Origin of the sequence: Sandaracinobacteroides sayramensis (assembly GCF_022014495.1) — a bacterium.
Taxonomy (GTDB): Bacteria; Pseudomonadota; Alphaproteobacteria; order Sphingomonadales; family Sphingomonadaceae; genus Sandaracinobacteroides; species Sandaracinobacteroides sayramense.
Window position 1 is genome coordinate 192672 of the sequence record NZ_JAKLSQ010000019.1, and the last position, 12337, is coordinate 205008.

General features: G+C 68.2%; 15 protein-coding genes, 1 tRNA gene and 1 pseudogene. 9 read left to right on the plus strand and 8 right to left on the minus strand.

The genetic code is table 11. The features are described from left to right. Positions 1-48: 48 nt before the first annotated feature. The 3 genes from L6Q21_RS14390 to L6Q21_RS14400 form a co-directional block, all read right to left on the minus strand. Positions 49-951 (minus strand): sigma-70 family RNA polymerase sigma factor, encoded by a 903-nt coding sequence (locus L6Q21_RS14390; protein WP_237831460.1) that lies wholly within the window; start codon positions 949-951, stop codon positions 49-51. A 22-nt stretch (positions 952-973) separates the two neighbouring features. Further along, positions 974-1321, minus strand: coding sequence for an antibiotic biosynthesis monooxygenase family protein (locus tag L6Q21_RS14395; RefSeq protein ID WP_237831461.1), 348 nt, complete (start codon positions 1319-1321; stop codon positions 974-976). 134 nt (positions 1322-1455) lie between these two features. Continuing rightward, on the minus strand, positions 1456-2565 hold the full coding sequence (locus L6Q21_RS14400; RefSeq protein ID WP_237831462.1) for a zinc-binding dehydrogenase: 1110 nt from the start codon (positions 2563-2565) through the stop codon (positions 1456-1458). A 152-nt stretch (positions 2566-2717) separates the two neighbouring features. Between L6Q21_RS14400 and L6Q21_RS14405 the strand changes: the two genes are divergently transcribed. Further along, positions 2718-3512, plus strand: coding sequence for a hypothetical protein (locus tag L6Q21_RS14405; RefSeq protein WP_237831463.1), 795 nt, complete (start codon positions 2718-2720; stop codon positions 3510-3512). A 46-nt stretch (positions 3513-3558) separates the two neighbouring features. Here the strand turns inward: L6Q21_RS14405 and L6Q21_RS14410 are convergent. Beyond that, a tRNA-Gly gene (locus L6Q21_RS14410) sits at positions 3559-3633 on the minus strand. A gap of 179 nt (positions 3634-3812) precedes the next feature. Between L6Q21_RS14410 and L6Q21_RS14415 the strand changes: the two genes are divergently transcribed. The 3 genes from L6Q21_RS14415 to bioB all read left to right on the plus strand — a co-directional run bounded on the left by L6Q21_RS14415 (position 3813) and on the right by bioB (position 6603). Beyond that, positions 3813-4694 (plus strand): tetratricopeptide repeat protein, encoded by an 882-nt coding sequence (locus L6Q21_RS14415; protein WP_237831464.1) that lies wholly within the window; start codon positions 3813-3815, stop codon positions 4692-4694. 20 nt (positions 4695-4714) lie between these two features. Further along, complete coding sequence (locus tag L6Q21_RS14420; RefSeq protein WP_237831465.1) at positions 4715-5380, plus strand: LON peptidase substrate-binding domain-containing protein; 666 nt, start codon at positions 4715-4717, stop codon at positions 5378-5380. A 131-nt stretch (positions 5381-5511) separates the two neighbouring features. Next, positions 5512-6603: a biotin synthase BioB gene (gene bioB / locus L6Q21_RS14425; RefSeq protein ID WP_418895829.1), complete on the plus strand. Its 1092-nt coding sequence runs from the start codon at positions 5512-5514 to the stop codon at positions 6601-6603. A gap of 13 nt (positions 6604-6616) precedes the next feature. Here the strand turns inward: bioB and L6Q21_RS14430 are convergent, their stop codons facing one another. Together L6Q21_RS14430 and L6Q21_RS18020 are read right to left on the minus strand one after the other, a co-directional pair. After that, the gene (locus tag L6Q21_RS14430; RefSeq protein ID WP_237831467.1) at positions 6617-7732 is read right to left on the minus strand and encodes a helix-turn-helix transcriptional regulator; all 1116 of its coding nucleotides are present in this window, start codon (positions 7730-7732) and stop codon (positions 6617-6619) included. Positions 7733-7769: 37 nt separating this feature from the next. After that, on the minus strand, positions 7770-7892 hold the full coding sequence (locus L6Q21_RS18020; RefSeq protein WP_255696912.1) for a hypothetical protein: 123 nt from the start codon (positions 7890-7892) through the stop codon (positions 7770-7772). On the opposite strand from L6Q21_RS18020, the gene L6Q21_RS14435 reads away from it, so the two are divergent. The 3 genes from L6Q21_RS14435 to L6Q21_RS14445 all read left to right on the plus strand — a co-directional run bounded on the left by L6Q21_RS14435 (position 7879) and on the right by L6Q21_RS14445 (position 9867). Beyond that, complete coding sequence (locus L6Q21_RS14435) at positions 7879-8523, plus strand: PEPxxWA-CTERM sorting domain-containing protein (protein ID WP_237831468.1); 645 nt, start codon at positions 7879-7881, stop codon at positions 8521-8523. The two genes, L6Q21_RS18020 and L6Q21_RS14435, sit on opposite strands and share 14 nt — an antisense overlap. Positions 8524-8594: 71 nt before the next feature. Next, entirely contained in the window at positions 8595-9251 is a 657-nt protein-coding gene (locus L6Q21_RS14440) for a PEPxxWA-CTERM sorting domain-containing protein (RefSeq protein ID WP_237831469.1), read from the plus strand. A gap of 46 nt (positions 9252-9297) precedes the next feature. Next, on the plus strand, positions 9298-9867 hold the full coding sequence (locus L6Q21_RS14445) for a PEPxxWA-CTERM sorting domain-containing protein (RefSeq protein WP_237831470.1): 570 nt from the start codon (positions 9298-9300) through the stop codon (positions 9865-9867). 101 nt (positions 9868-9968) lie between these two features. Here the strand turns inward: L6Q21_RS14445 and L6Q21_RS14450 are convergent, their stop codons facing one another. Both L6Q21_RS14450 and thiS read right to left on the minus strand, forming a co-directional pair. Beyond that, positions 9969-10604 carry a LysE family translocator gene (locus L6Q21_RS14450; RefSeq protein ID WP_237831471.1) on the minus strand — a complete coding sequence of 212 codons (636 nt, stop codon included), beginning with the start codon at positions 10602-10604 and terminating at the stop codon, positions 9969-9971. Positions 10605-10613: 9 nt separating this feature from the next. Continuing rightward, entirely contained in the window at positions 10614-11588 is a 975-nt protein-coding gene (thiS, locus tag L6Q21_RS14455; RefSeq protein ID WP_272492467.1) for a sulfur carrier protein ThiS, read from the minus strand. Between the two features lie 75 nt (positions 11589-11663). Here thiS and aroQ point away from each other — a divergent pair, with 75 nt between their 5' ends. After that, positions 11664-12098, plus strand: coding sequence for a type II 3-dehydroquinate dehydratase (aroQ, locus tag L6Q21_RS14465; protein ID WP_237831480.1), 435 nt, complete (start codon positions 11664-11666; stop codon positions 12096-12098). Positions 12099-12124: 26 nt separating this feature from the next. Further along, positions 12125-12337: pseudogene (locus L6Q21_RS14470) on the plus strand (acetyl-CoA carboxylase biotin carboxyl carrier protein); the annotation flags it as partial.

Genomic DNA, 12337 nt, shown 5'->3' on the forward strand with positions numbered 1-12337 from the left:
GAGCTGGAGTTAGGGCGTCCCGCAAGAACCGCCCCGACAATCCGCCACTCAAGCTGAAAAACCCGATCCCGCCCGGCCCCGGCTCAACGACGCAAGATCCAGATGCCGCAACTTCTCCGGATTTCGCATGATGTAGATCGCGGCGATCTTGCCCCCCTCGACCTGCAGGGCGGTCGTCTGCACGATCCCGCCGCCCTCGATGGAAATGAATCCGGGCAGCCCGTCGATCACGGCATAGCCTATCAGAAGCGACGGCGCCTGCTCGAAGTCGCGCGCGAGTCGGGCATGGCGCGCCACCACCTCGGCGACCCCGACCAGCGGGCGTGGCGAGGCCGGCACCCTGCCGCCGCCGTCCGTGCTCGCGGTCACATCGTCGGCCAGAAGCAGGCGCAGCTTCTCCATTTCGCCGCTGCGCGAGGCGGCGAAGAAGGCGGCGGCGATCTCCTGCCCATGTTCCTTCGTCACCGGAAAGCGCGGACGTGCCGCGCGGACATGCTCACGCGCCCGGCTGGCCAGCTTGCGGCAGGCCGAGGGATCCCGGTCCAGCGCGCCGGCGACATCCGCGAACCCCATGCCGAAAACATCGTGCAGCAGAAAGGCCGCCCGCTCCAACGGCGAAAGGCGCTCCAGCGCCAGCATCAGCGGAAGCGTGATATCGTCGATCGAGTCTGGCTCCGCCGCATCCAGGATGGGGTCCGGCAACCACGGGCCGATATAGGTTTCCCGCTTCCGGCGCGCGGATTTCAGCTCGTTCAGGCAGAGGCGGGTGACGATGGTGCGCAGCAGCGCCGCCGGCTGGCGCACCGCCTCGCGGTCGGACGCCAGCCAGCGCAGACAGGCCTCCTGAACGATATCCTCGGCATCCGTCACCGAGCCCAGCATCCGATAGGCAAGCCGGATGAGGCGGGGGCGAATTTCGTGGAATGACGCAGCGTCGGCGATGTCGCGCATTCGGTTGAGACCTTGCCGCCCCTCACTGGTCCGCGTGAACGGCGTCGACGCGATAGAGGCCCGGGGAAACCGATTTCGCAAGGCCGGCGAACTGCTTCAATTGCGCCTGCGTTTCCGGCTTCTTCAGGAAGTCCTCGAAATGCGCCCTGGATGCCCATTGCGCGTAGTTCACGACCTTCTTGCCGTCGAGACTGCTGTGAATGCTGACAGATATGAAACCGGGCTGATGCCTGATGCGGCTTTCGGTGGATTCCGACAGGGCCCTGGCGAGATCGGCCTGCCTGTCGGGCTCGACCTCATAGACGTTGATCAAGGTCAGCCACTTGGCTTGCGGGTCGATCGCTGCGGTTTTCGAACTGGCCATCATCATCTCCTGCGAATTGGGGTTGCAAAGGGGATGACAGGCAAGCCGGTCCGAATGTGACATGGCGCCCGCGAAATCAGGGGCCGGACATCCGTTTTTCCGAAAACCCGCCCTCCGCGGGCGGATCGGAATTCTCCCCCTCAATCCGGCACGACGATCTGCCGCACCGCCCGCCCGTCCGCCAATTCGTCCATCAGCGCGTTGATCCGCGACAGCGGGCTCACCGACGTCAGCAGCCGCTCCACCGGCAGCCGCCCCGCCTTCCACAGCGCCAGATAGCGCGGAATGTCCCGCGCCGGGATCGACGAGCCCATATAGCTCCCCATCAGCGTCTTGGCGTCCGCCACCAGCGAGACCGCCGGGATGCTCAACATCTCCGCCGGATTGGGCAGCCCCACCGTCACCACCCGTCCGCCGCGCCGGGCGGCGGCATAGGCGTCCGCCAGCACCGCCGCGCGCCCCACCGTCTCGATCACCACATCCGCCCTGGGCAGGCCGGCGGCCTCCCCGGGCGCAACCGCCTGCGCCGCGCCCAGTTCCAGCGCCAGCGCCCGCTTCTCCGGCGAGGGGTCCACCGCCATCACCGGCTGCGCGCCCGCCGCCAAAGCCCCCAGCAGCGCCGACAGGCCGACGCCCCCCAGCCCATAGACGATCAGCGACTCCCCCGCCTTCACCCCGGCGGTGTTCAGCACCGCGCCAACCCCTGTCAGCACCGCGCAGCCGAACAGCGCGGCGATTTCCGGCGGAACATCGGCGTCCACCTTCACGGCGGAGCGCCTGTCCACCACCGCATGGCTGGCGAAGGCCGAAACCCCCAGATGGTGCTTCACCGGCGCGCCCGCATCGTGCAGCCGCACGCCGCCTTGCAGCAACCGCCCCTCGCCATTCGCCGCCGCGCCATCGGCGCAGAGATAGCCCTCGCCCGAAAGGCAGGGCACGCATTCGCCGCAGGCCGGCAGGAACACCAGCACCACCCGGTCGCCCACGGCGAACTGCCGCTCGTCGGCGCTCCCCAGCGCCAGCACGGTGGCGCTCGCCTCATGCCCCAGCGCCATGGGCATGGGGCGCGGCCGGTCGCCGTTGATGACGGAAAGGTCGGAATGGCAAAGCCCGGCGGCATCGATCCGCACCAGCAGCTCGCCCGGCTTCGGCGGGTCCAGCTCCAGGGCCTTCAGCGCAAGCGGCTCGCCCGCGCCATAGGGCCGCCGATGCCCGCCACATTGCCCCAGAACCGCCGCGCGGATTTCCATGCCGTCCTCCCTCCCCTCTGGCCTTCCCATCCGCCGCCGGTGCGGCCGGACGCCGGCTTCGGGCGGCAAAGCGCGCGCCCTTTCATCAGGATGACATGGTGGAGCAGCAGTTTCGACAACGCAAAATCATAGCCGCGAGCGATCGGAAAAGGATGCCCAATCGAAAGCCCCTGCGCGCGCTGTTCGTCTTGGCCGCGCTGGTGATGGCCGTCCCCGCCCAGCCCGCGCCGGCGGCGCGCGAATCCTATCCTTCCTTCCAGATCCGCCGCAATCCCGGCGGCGAAGGCGAATTCGTCGGCTGGACGCGCAACGGCCCGTTCGACTGGTCCGCCCGCCCGGCGGACCCGGCTTCGCCGCGCTATCTGAAGCTGGAGTTCGGCCCGCAGCCGGTGGACCCGCGCAAGGCCTTCGACGCGGCGCTGAAACGCGCCGGCGTCGCCTCCGCCAGCCATGTCGCCACGCGCGAGATCGAGACTTATGCCGTCCTCAGCCGGCCGAAGGCCAAGGGGTGGGCCACGGCCGGCAGCACGGTGATCGCCGGCGTTCCCATGTCCTTGTTCGCCGTCACCGGCATGGGGAAGAAAAGCGGCCTTTACGCCACCGAGCTGTATCTGATGCCCGGCAGCGACTACCGCCGCTGGGGCGGGGTGATGAAGATGCTGTATGCGGTGGGGGTGACCGAGCATCTGCAGGGCCTGCCGGCCAATTTCACCGACCAGGTGCGCAACGCCACCCCGGCCGAGCAGGCGCTGGTCTTCGCCAGCCTGGTGGACATCACCACGATGCGCGTCTTCGGTGAAATGGTGCAGGCGCAAAATGGCCTGATGCAGACGCTGCAGGGCGTCGGCAAGGACATAGAGACCCGCACCCATTGCCAGGGCATCAAGGGCTGCAGCTTCATTCCAGGCGCCGCGCCGGGCCAGGGCCGCTACAGCATCGGCAGGTAACGCCTGCCGCCGGCGGGCTGCCGTTCGCGAAGGTCGTCCGGAAAGATGGAGCGGGCGAAGGGATTCGAACCCTCGACTTCAACCTTGGCAAGGTTGCGCTCTACCCCTGAGCTACGCCCGCGTCCTGGTCATCTGGCCGGGGCCGCTTCGAACAGCGGTCCCGCCGGGGTGAGGCGCGGCTTTAGCGGGGCATCGCGCCGCATGCAAGCCCTTCCATCTGCAATAATGCACGCCCATATGCGAAAGCCTGAACTCAAGAAGCGGAGCAGAAACTTGGCCACCCTCTCCCCCCTCGGCGGAATGTCCCCGGAAGACCGCGCCTTCGTCGACGCCTTCCGCCGCGACGTGCTCGAAGCCTCGCTTACGCAACTGGTGCTGGTGCGCTTCACCGCCGAATGGTGCGGCCCCTGCAAGCAGCTCGCGCCGCTGATCGACAAGGCCGTGGCCGAGGCCGGGCAGGGCCGCACGAAACAGGTGGTGATCGACATCGACCAGCAGCGGATGATCGCCGAGCAGTTCCGCATCCAGTCCGTCCCCACCGTCTACGCCTTCCTCGGCGGCCAGCCGGTGGACGGCTTCGTCGGCGCCAAGTCCGAACGCGAGATCAAGGCCTTCATCGAGCGCCTCGTCGCCGTCCTGCCGCCGACGGAAGAGGAAGTCTCGCTCGACGCGCTGGTGGAAGCCGCCAACGCCATCCTGGCCGAGGGCGAGGCCGCCGAAGCCGCCAACGCCTTCGCCGCCCTCGCCGAACAGGCGCCCGAGCGGGAGGACATCGTCGCCGGCTACGCCCGCGCCCTGCTCGCCCTCGACCAGATCGAGGCCGCCGAAGCCGCGCTCGCCGCCCTCCCCGCCGATTCGAAGGACCAGGCCGTGCATCAGGCCCGCGCCGCCCTCGATCTCGCGAAATCCGCCGCGCCCGCCGGCGAACTGGAAGCGCTGGAAGCGCGAATCGCCGCCGACCCGGCCGACCATCAGGCGCGGATCGACCTCGCCAACGCCCTCTTCGCCGCCGGCCGCCGCGACGAAGCCGCCGACCAGTTGCTGGCCGCGATCCAGGCCGACCGCGAGTGGAACGAAGGCGCCGCCCGCGCGCATCTGCTGAAGCTGATCGAGGCGCAGGGCTTTTCCGACCCCTGGTCGATCGCCACCCGCCGCCGGCTCTCGCAGATCCTGTTCGCCTGAAGCCCCGGCAGACCCGCCGCATGGCCCTCCATCCCCCCGGCAGCCTCGCGGACCTTCCCGCGACCGTCCGGCTGTTCCCGCTGGAGGGGGCGATCCTGCTGCCGCGCGCCATCATGCCGCTCAATATCTTCGAGCCGCGCTACCTCGCCATGGTGACGGACGCGATGGCCAGCGACCAGATGCTGGCGATGATCCAGCCGCGCCTCCCCTCCGACACCGGCGGGGCGGAGGATCGCCCGCCGCTCTATGGCGTCGGCTCCATCGGCCGCATCACCCAATATAGCGAAACCGGCGACGGGCGCTTCCTCATCACGCTGACCGGCCTCGCCCGCTTCCGGCTGGTGAACGAGCTCGCCGCCCCCACCGCCTACCGGCAGGCGCAAGCCGATTACGCCCCCTTCTCCGCCGACTGGAGCCCGGCGCAGCCGCTGGCCGCCGCCAGCCGCGCCGATCTCGAATTCGCGCTGAAGGCCTATCTCGAAACCCAGGACCTCTCCGCCGACTGGGAGGCGGTGCGCTCCGCCGACGACGAAAGCCTCGTCAACACGCTCGCCGCCGTCTGCCCCTTCACCCCGGCCGAGCGCCAGGCCCTGCTGGAAGCGCCGACTCTGGCCCAGCGCACCAGCACGCTCACCACGCTGATGCGCTTCGCCAACGGGGAGAACGGCGAGCACATGCTGCAATAACCCCCCCAGGCTCGTCACCCCGCGCCAGACGAAGGCCCCCCCACTCCCCCACCCCGTCACCCCGGGCTTGACCCGGGGTCCAGCTTTGCCCTCCCCACCCCCGCCGCCAACACTTGACCCGCCTCCACCCCATGTGCAGTTGCAGCACAGGTTGCCGAAAAGCAGGAGAAGCGCGCATGACGAACCGTCCGACCCCGGATATCCGCACCGACTGGACCCGGGCCGAAATCGCCGCGCTGTTCGATCTGCCCTTCAACGACCTGCTCTGGCAGGCGCAGCAGGTGCACCGCGCCCGTTTCGACGCCAACCGCGTGCAGCGCTCCACCCTGCTTTCGATCAAGACCGGCGGCTGCGCCGAGAATTGCGGCTATTGCAGCCAGTCCGCCGCGCACGAAACCGGGCTGAAGGCCGACAAGCTCGCCGGCGTCGCGCAAGTGCTGGAAGCGGCGAAGGCCGCGCGCGACGGCGGCTCCAGCCGCTTCTGCATGGGCGCCGCCTGGCGCTCGCCCAAGGACCGCGACATGCCCGCCCTCCTCGACATGGTGCGGGAAGTGAAGGCGCTGGGCCTCGAAACCTGCATGACTCTCGGAATGCTGACGCCGGACCAGGCCGACCGTCTGGCCGACGCCGGCCTCGATTACTACAACCACAATCTCGACACCTCGCCGGAATATTATGACCGGGTCGTCACCACCCGCAGCTACGACGACCGGCTGGACACGCTGGCGCATGTCCGCTCGGCGGGCATTTCCGTCTGCTGCGGCGGCATCGTCGGCATGGGCGAGACGCGCGAAGACCGGATCGGCTTCCTGCATGCGCTGGCGACGCTCCCCGCCCACCCGGAATCGGTTCCCATCAACCAGCTCGTCCCCGTCGCCGGCACCCCCTTGGGCGACATGCTGCGCGGCACGCCGCTCGGCGAGATCGACGAGATCGAGTTCGTCCGCACCGTCGCCGTCGCCCGCATCGTCATGCCGGCGTCGATGGTCCGCCTGTCGGCCGGCCGCGAGAGCATGTCGGCCAGCACCCAGGCCCTCTGCTTCCTCGCCGGCGCCAACAGCCTCTTCACCGGCGACAAGCTGCTGACCACGGGCAATTCCGGCGCCAACGCCGACCAGGCCCTGTTCGAGCGGCTCGGCCTCCAGGACCTGGCGCTCGGGGACCTGCCGCTCCAGAGCGCGCCCCAGAACCCGCTCAGCGCCCACGCCGAAGCTGCCGAATAAGCCGCGCCGCCCTTCAGCGCCCGTCCGGTTCCTCGAACCGGCCGAGCGCCGGCAGGCGTCCCACCTGCGCCAGCATTTCGCCGATCCGGCTCGTCCCCGTCTTGCGCAGCAGTTGCTGCACCTGCGTGCGGACGGTGGCGATCGACACCTCGCGCCGCCGCGCCGTCTCCTCGGGTGACAGCCCGGCCAGCAGCGCGTCGAGGATCGCGGTCTCGGCCGCCGTCAGGCCATGCAGCCGCCCGGCCAGACGCGCGGCGCCCGGCGCGCCGGCGCGCGGCTCGTCGATGGTGACGAGCGCGCAGCTTCGCCCTTCCAGCGTCCAGGGGCAGACGCACAGGCGCCAGGCGATATCATCCCCGCCGCGGATTTCCAGCGCGTCGAAGGCGTCGCCGCGCCGCGCGGCGGCCAGTGCCATCGCCCGCGCCAGCCGCGGCCCGGCTTCGGGCGCCCAGAGGATTCCGGCGGTGACGCGCAGGCCGCCGCTCCGCTCCAGCATGCGCCGGGCGGTGCGGTTCAGGAAGAGGATGCGCCCGTTGGCAGCGGCTAGGATCACGCCGCAGGTCATCCCGTCGATCAGCCCCTCGGCGGCCAGCGCCTCCGCCCGCGCCGGCCCTTCCCTTACCGCAAGGCGCTGGCGCAGGTCGTAGAGGCGGCGGATGTGCGGCACCAGCGGCTGCAGCCGCGCGACATGCTGCGCCTCGAACGGCGGCGCCCGCAAGCCGGCCTGCGCCGCGAGGCCGACCATCCCGTCATCCAGCAGGATCCGCCCGCCGACGGCGCGGGCGGTGTCGTCGCCGCGCGCGCGGTGGAAATCCCCGAAGCGGCTGTTCACCACCCGCTCGGGCGGCACCAGCGCGTCCAGCGCCTGGATGCGGTTCAGCGCCCCGGGCGCGGTCGCCGCCGGCACCCAGGGGTCTTCGCGGTCGTATCCGCCCTCGACATAAGGCCCCAGAATCTCTTCCGGCCAATAGTTGGAAAGGAAGCTGCGCAGCGCGCCGTCGGCGGTGACGTGGATGAGCGTCGCCGAACGGCAGCCGACGAGATCGGCGAACCGCTGCGGCAACGCCTCCAGCGCCGCATCGTCCTCCACGGCGGCATAGATATGCTCGAACAGATCGCCCCGATCCATATGCCCCCAATCCCGCAGCCGCGGCCGGCCGTCATCATCAGCCCTGATGATGACAGGCTTTCGCGCCATCGGGCAGAATCGGCGCACCGCCCGGCATGGGCTTGCAGGCGGGATGCACGTCTTTTTTCAACAGGGGAATTTTAGACATGATCAGGATCATCGGGGCAGCCTTGCTGTCCACAGCAGCCGTCGCCAGCCCGGCGGCGGCCTTGACCATCACTTTCGATGAGCTTTCGCCCGGGAACAAGGGCAGGGAACTGGCCGTGGACGGCTTTCATTTCAGCCTTGGGGGCGCACCCGGCTTCAACGAAGTGGATATCTCTTTTTACATCAACCCGCTTGGTCATGGCTATAACGCAGACCCCGAGGGGCTGACCGTTACCCAGGGGCGGCATGGAACCGCTGTGACGGTAACGAAAATCGGCGGCGGTGCGTTCGATTTTGTCTCGATCGGTCTGGCCGATAGTTGGAACCGGGGTTCGGCTGCGGGAGCCGAGTTGGTCTATTTCCGATTCAATACGGCTGAAGGCTTCAGCGAAGAAGTTGTGACGATAGACGGCACGCCCGGGCTACAGACTTTCACCGCCAACCGTCAGGGTCTGCTATCGTTCAGCTTTCATACGGTGTGGAACCGGATTCAGTTCGACAATGTCGTGATCGGAGACCCAGTCGTGCCGGGAACGCCCGGCGGCGTGCCCGAGCCGGCCACCTGGGCGATGCTGATCGCCGGCTTCGGCCTCGTCGGCTCCGCGATGCGCCGCCGGCGCGAGGCGGTTTCGCAAGCCTTGTAGAACGAAACCCGAGCCGATCACATCGGCTCGGCCGTTCTTGTTGTCCATCTTTCAAGCAACAGGGGAATATCATGCAGATTGTCAGAATTGCATTGCTTGCGGCCTGCGCCGCCACTTTCGCCACGCCCGCCGCGGCGGCGGTGATCACGTTCGACGATGCGACGCCGGGACATTATTACACGGACACCGGGCCGACTATAGATGGCTTTCGCTTCGTTGCAGGTCCAGCCTGGGGAGGCAATCCTCCATACAATCTTCATTCGTATAGAATCCTTCGACAAGGTGAACATCCTAATGCAGATCCTAAGGGGCAGACTCTTCGAATTGCCAATACTAATACGATGGTGACTGTAAGCAAGATTGACGGTAGCACTTTCGAGCTCGTTTCGATAGATCTTGCGGATGCTTTCAACACTGGAGATATTACAATCGGCGCCACCCTGTTTTTCAATACAGTCGATGGCTGGACCTCGGAAACGGTGTATCTCGACCACCTCCGCGAGCTTCAGACATTCACCTTCAATCGTGCCGGACTTCTGTCCTTCAGTGTCGCGAATACGCGCGAGTGGAGCAATTATTCCTTGCAATTCGACAATGTGGTGATCGGCGATCCTGTCGTGCCCGGCACCCCCGGCGGCGTCCCCGAACCCGCCGCCTGGGCGATGCTGATCGCCGGCTTCGGCCTCGTCGGCTCGGCAATGCGCCGCCGCAGGGCCGTGCCGGCCTGACCCCAGGATTTCCACGCAACAGGCTATTCTAAACAGGGGAAAGACCATGAACAGGATCATTGCGGCAGCGTTGCTGTCCACCGCTGCCATCGCCTCCAGCCCGGCGGCCGCTGCGACATTGCTTGGCAGCGAAGTAACGGCCAGCCTTCGGTATCCCACGCTCGAAACCATCTGGTCCCAATCGGGACCGCTGGTGGTGGGGGCGGATATCGAATTTCCGCAGGGCTCACTCAACAGCCCGAACTTCCAGATCGATGTCACCGACACGCAGGTGATTTTCGAAGCCCTCACATCCGCCACCTATGGCAATGCGCCTTTCAACGGCTTCCTGCTGGCCTTCTCGGGCGCAAGCCCGATCAAGGGCGTCACGGTGAATGCGGCCAGCACGCTGGCGCCCGTTTCCTTCGGCTTTTCCGCTGAAAGCATTCACTTCGATGTCGCCGGCCTGGTCGGCAGCCGGGGCGCCAGGATCATCCTGGATGTGGCCGGCACAACATCTGTCGACCCCACGCCCGGCGGCGTCCCCGAACCCGCCACCTGGGCAATGCTGATCGCCGGCTTCGGCTTCGTCGGCGGCGCCCTGCGGCGGCGCAAGCCGGCGCAGATCATCGCCTGACCCGGGCCGCTCCCTTCCGTCGAACAAGCAGGCCCGCTCCGCTCCTCACAGCGGCGCGGGCCACCCGCCAATCCGCTCGCCAGCCCGGCCCAGCGCCACCGTCACCCCGTCGGCTTCGCTTTCAGCAGCGCCAGTCCGAAGCCGATGAAGATTCCGCCGGTCAGCCGGTTGAACCAGCGCTTCACCGGCGGCCGGCGCAGGTGCCGCGCGAGGGACCGGCCGCCCAGCGCGTAGACGAAGTACCAGAAGCACTCCAGCGCCGCGAAGGTCGCCACCAGTATCGCGAACTGCGGCGCCTCGGACATCCGCGGATTCACGAACTGCGGCAGGAAGGCGGCGGCGAACAGCAGCAGCTTCGGGTTGCTGATGCCGATGGCGAACCCGGCCCGGAACAGCCGCGCCGCCGACACCTCGGGCGGCAGGAAGGCGCCCTCCTCGGTATAGACCGGCTCCACCTCCGCCCGCCACGCCTTCACCCCCAGATAGACGAGATAGCCGACGCCCAGATAGCGCAGCACCTCGAAGGCGCCGGGCACCGCCAGCAGCAGCGCGGTCAGCCCCGCCGCCGAGGTGACCAGCACCAGCGTCACCGCCGCCAGACACCCCGCCATCGCGAACACCGCCCGCCGCACCCCCAGATCGACACTGCGCGAAAGGATATGCAGCATGTTCGGCCCGGGCGTGCCCGAAAGCAGGAACACGGCGACCACGAACAGCCACCAGGTGTGAAGCGACATCGCCGAAGCCTAGATCAGCCCGGCCAGCGGGCTCGACGGGTCGGCGTAACGCCGCACCCCCATCCGCCCGGCCAGATAGGCGTCGCGCCCGGCTTCCACCGCCGCCTTCATCGCCCGCGCCATCCGCACCGGGTCTTTGGCCTCGGCGATTGCGGTGTTCATCAGCACCCCGTCGCAGCCCAGCTCCATGGCGATCGCCGCGTCGCTCGCCGTGCCGACGCCCGCGTCCACCAGAACCGGCACTCTAGCCGCCTCCACGATCAGCCGGATGTTCACCCGGTTCTGGATACCCAGCCCGGAGCCGATCGGCGCCCCCAGCGGCATGATGGCCGCCGCCCCAGCCTCCTCCAGCCGCTTCGCCACCACCGGATCGTCGGAGGTGTAGACCATCACGTCGAACCCCTCCTTCACCAGCACCTCGGTCGCGCGGATGGTCTCGATCACGTCGGGGAACAGCGTCTTCGGGTCGGCCAGCACTTCCAGCTTCACCAGCGTCCAGCCGCCCGCCTCCCGCGCCAGCCGCAACGTCCGCAGCGCGTCGTCGGCGGTGAAGCAGCCGGCGGTGTTCGGCAGATAGGTGAAGCGGTCCGGCTTCACATAATCCGTCAGCAGCGGCTGGGACCTGTCCGTCAGGTTCACCCGCCGCACCGCCACCGTCACGATCTCGGCGCCGGCCGCCTCGGCCGCAGCGGCATTCTGCGCATAATCCTTATACTTGCCCGTCCCCACGATCAGCCGGGAACGGAAGGTCCGCCCCGCCACCGTCCAGCCGTCGTCCTCACCGCCGCCCACGAAATGCACCACTTCCAGACTGTCCCCTTCTTCCAGCACCACATCCCCCCACAGGCTCATCGGCACGATCTCGCGGTTGCGCTCCACCGCCACCCGCCCCTTCGCCAGTTCCAGCGCCTCCACCAGCGCCGCGACCGTGGTTCCCTGCGGCGTCTCGCGCCGCTCTCCGTTCAACATGATGGCGATTTGCATGGAAGCCTCTATAAGCCCCCGAACGCAAGGCTCAACCGGAGGGATGTTTTGCCAGCAGAAACCCGCAACATCGTGATGGTGCTGAACGGCCCCAATCTGAACCTCCTCGGCACCCGCGAGCCGGAGGTCTATGGCGCCACCACGCTCGACGACATAGCGCAAGCGCTGACGGAACAGGGCGACCGCCTCGGCCTCATCGTCGATCTGCGCCAGTCCAACCACGAAGGCCATCTGATCGACTGGCTGCACGAGGCCGGCGCCACCAACATCACCGCCGTGATCCTGAACGCCGGCGCCTACACCCACACCTCGGTGGCGCTGCGCGACGCGATCAGGTCGATCGCCGTGCCGGTCATCGAAGTGCATCTCTCCAACCCCGCCGCGCGCGAATCCTTCCGCCACATCAGCCACATATCCCCGGTGGCGGCGGGCGTCATCCAGGGTTTCGGCGCCCGGGGCTATGCGCTCGCGCTGGACGCGGCCGCCGCAATGCGGCAAAGCGCGCGCTAAATCACCGAACATAAGAAGGACAAGGAATGGCTGCTCCCAAGGCGGAAGCCGACAAGATGCGGGTAGAGCTGGAGCTGGTCCGCCAGCTCGCCGCCCTGCTGGACGATACCAACCTCTCCGAAATCGAAGTGCAGGACGGCGACCGCGCCATCCGCGTCGCCCGCCAGCTTGGCGGCGTAGTGGCCGCCGCCCCCGCCCCGGTCGCGGCGGCGCCCGCAGCGGCCGCGCCCGCCGCCGCC

What these genes read in the sequence shown, in the direction of transcription:
- L6Q21_RS14390 (WP_237831460.1), bottom strand. Translation starts at nt 951, where the DNA reads ATGCGCGACATCGCCGACGCTGCGTCATTCCACGAAATTCGCCCCCGC.
- L6Q21_RS14395 (WP_237831461.1), bottom strand. Translation starts at nt 1,321, where the DNA reads ATGATGATGGCCAGTTCGAAAACCGCAGCGATCGACCCGCAAGCCAAG.
- L6Q21_RS14400 (WP_237831462.1), bottom strand. Translation starts at nt 2,565, where the DNA reads ATGGAAATCCGCGCGGCGGTTCTGGGGCAATGTGGCGGGCATCGGCGG.
- L6Q21_RS14405 (WP_237831463.1), top strand. Translation starts at nt 2,718, where the DNA reads ATGCCCAATCGAAAGCCCCTGCGCGCGCTGTTCGTCTTGGCCGCGCTG.
- L6Q21_RS14415 (WP_237831464.1), top strand. Translation starts at nt 3,813, where the DNA reads ATGTCCCCGGAAGACCGCGCCTTCGTCGACGCCTTCCGCCGCGACGTG.
- L6Q21_RS14420 (WP_237831465.1), top strand. Translation starts at nt 4,715, where the DNA reads ATGGCCCTCCATCCCCCCGGCAGCCTCGCGGACCTTCCCGCGACCGTC.
- bioB (WP_418895829.1), top strand. Translation starts at nt 5,512, where the DNA reads ATGTGCAGTTGCAGCACAGGTTGCCGAAAAGCAGGAGAAGCGCGCATG.
- L6Q21_RS14430 (WP_237831467.1), bottom strand. Translation starts at nt 7,732, where the DNA reads ATGGATCGGGGCGATCTGTTCGAGCATATCTATGCCGCCGTGGAGGAC.
- L6Q21_RS14435 (WP_237831468.1), top strand. Translation starts at nt 7,879, where the DNA reads ATGATCAGGATCATCGGGGCAGCCTTGCTGTCCACAGCAGCCGTCGCC.
- L6Q21_RS18020 (WP_255696912.1), bottom strand. Translation starts at nt 7,892, where the DNA reads ATGATCCTGATCATGTCTAAAATTCCCCTGTTGAAAAAAGACGTGCAT.
- L6Q21_RS14440 (WP_237831469.1), top strand. Translation starts at nt 8,595, where the DNA reads ATGCAGATTGTCAGAATTGCATTGCTTGCGGCCTGCGCCGCCACTTTC.
- L6Q21_RS14445 (WP_237831470.1), top strand. Translation starts at nt 9,298, where the DNA reads ATGAACAGGATCATTGCGGCAGCGTTGCTGTCCACCGCTGCCATCGCC.
- L6Q21_RS14450 (WP_237831471.1), bottom strand. Translation starts at nt 10,604, where the DNA reads ATGTCGCTTCACACCTGGTGGCTGTTCGTGGTCGCCGTGTTCCTGCTT.
- thiS (WP_272492467.1), bottom strand. Translation starts at nt 11,588, where the DNA reads ATGCAAATCGCCATCATGTTGAACGGAGAGCGGCGCGAGACGCCGCAG.
- aroQ (WP_237831480.1), top strand. Translation starts at nt 11,664, where the DNA reads ATGGTGCTGAACGGCCCCAATCTGAACCTCCTCGGCACCCGCGAGCCG.